Genomic DNA, 1,865 nt, shown 5'->3' with positions numbered 1-1,865 from the left:
CGTGGAGCACTCCCAGGACCTGCCGGTCTCGGTCCCCGAGGAGATCGCCTGGGAGAACGGCTGGATCACGACCGCCGGGCTGGAGGAGGCCGCGAAGGCCTACGGCAAGTCGGTCTACGGCCAGCACCTGAAGAAGGTCGCCGCCGGCGAGATCGTCAACAGCCCGCACGAGTACTAGCGCAAGCTTGTTTTCTTTCAGGGGCCACCGTTTATCTGGTGGCCCCTTTCGTTATGATTACGTTGACCATAAAGACAATATGATTGGGAGTGGATGTGTTAAGCGTCTACTTTGGCGATATGCCAGAAGCGATTTACAACACAGCGACATATTTCAAAAACTCTTACCGGTCTTCTTGGATTACGGATCCCTATGCAGTCTCGATAATTAAAGATGTCGATCGATCGGTTGTTGTTTCCGAAAACGTCATCGAAAGCCCTGTGCTTGGATCCATCTCCCCACTCCAGCTTTCTGGTGGCGTGAAAACGCTGCTGCTTATGAGATTTGATCGTAAGCATATTTTTAACGCTTCTACCTGTGGTGACAACTGTGCCAAGTGGATTCTCGACATGGCGAAAGACCGCAAGCTCGTTGTGAATCTCTATCATGTGATGGACTTTGGCCGCGAGGATTTTAAAATCAAAGTCGTGAACAGCGGCCGAATCGTTCATAACATGGCCGAATTGATTCACGAGTCGATTCCGTATCTGTAGGTGCTGCTTATGAACGGTTCGCATCTTGTTAAGATTTCCCGCCGTAGGGGAACCAAGTACACATTTACCATCAAGCGGAACATCACTATTGTGCGTGGCGATAGCGGCACGGGTAAGACGACGCTGTTTGACATGGTCGCAGACTACATGCGAACGGGCGAGCAGTCGGGCGTTTCCTTGCAATGCGATTGTCCCTGTGTCGCCCTGACCGATTATGATTGGCGAAACCAGCTTTCGTCCGTTCATGACTCGATTGTATTTGTCGATGAGGGCTTAAAAGAGATCCATTCTGATGAGTTTGCCCATCATGTGCTGTATTCCTCGAATTATTTCGTGCTGATCTCAAGGGCTGATTTCCCCAATCTTCCGTATAGCGTGGATGAGATTTACAGGATTAAGACGAGCGGAAAATACCATTCTTTCGTCCCTGTTTATCAAGATCGCGGGAATCATCGTTATGCTATTTCCCGGTCGGCGCCAAAACAGGACTTTTCTATCCTTCTATGCGAGGACAGTAAGTCTGGTTTCCAGTTCTTTGAACGGCATTTCGCTGACAGTGAGCTTACCTGCGCTTCGGCCATGACGAACAGCGCGATTTTGGGCTGGTTGGATCAGCATTTCGACGATCGCGTGTTTGTTGTCGCGGACGGAGCAGCATTTGGGTGCTATGCGGACCGCGTCCTTAAGCTGCAAGACATTCACCGCGATACTGTTACGGTTTGTCTTCCCGAGTCATTCGAGTGGCTTCTGCTGAGCTCCGGCGTAATTTCAGGGTTAGATGTTAAGGCGGTTTTGGAAACCCCAGAAGCCTTTATAAACAGTGAGAAGTTTAAAAGCTGGGAGGACTTCTTCTATAAGTACTTACGCGATAAAACTGGGAATTCGGTCTTCCGTTACGACAAAGACTGCATTCCGGAGGCGTTTTGTAGGGGAAGTAATTCTGCGAAGGTTATGGCTCTTATCGCATGCCGAAATGTCCGATAGTTTTGTTGAATAGCGTCGCGGCGTCACTTCCTGCGGCATACTAAAGAAGCTGTACATGCTTCAGATTGGATTTTCATGTCTGAGATCTTTGAACCCAAGAATATCATCGTCACGGGCGGCTGCGGCTTCATCGGCAGCAACTTCGTGCACTACGTGGTCAACAACCACCC

2 protein-coding genes and 1 pseudogene are annotated in these 1,865 nt (G+C 49.9%); all 3 read left to right on the top strand.

All coding sequences use genetic code 11. The features are described from left to right. A pseudogene (locus I2E45_RS10295) lies at positions 1-178 on the top strand (glucose-1-phosphate thymidylyltransferase); the annotation flags it as partial. Positions 179-273: 95 nt separating this feature from the next. Further along, positions 274-711, top strand: a complete 438-nt coding sequence (locus I2E45_RS10290; RefSeq protein ID WP_035138697.1) for a DUF4869 domain-containing protein — start codon at positions 274-276, stop codon at positions 709-711. Positions 712-720: 9 nt separating this feature from the next. Then, on the top strand, positions 721-1,695 hold the full coding sequence (locus I2E45_RS10285) for a hypothetical protein (RefSeq protein WP_195445986.1): 975 nt from the start codon (positions 721-723) through the stop codon (positions 1,693-1,695). The last annotated feature ends 170 nt before the right edge of the window (positions 1,696-1,865 follow it).

This window comes from Collinsella aerofaciens, from assembly GCF_015555045.1.
Classification (GTDB): domain Bacteria; phylum Actinomycetota; class Coriobacteriia; order Coriobacteriales; family Coriobacteriaceae; genus Collinsella; species Collinsella aerofaciens_W.
The sequence above is the reverse complement of the archived record's forward strand: the minus strand, read 5'-3'. Positions and strand labels throughout refer to the sequence as shown.

Excerpts from the sequence above, each read along its gene's own strand:
- I2E45_RS10285 (WP_195445986.1), top strand. The coding sequence starts at position 721 with ATGAACGGTTCGCATCTTGTTAAGATTTCCCGCCGTAGGGGAACCAAG.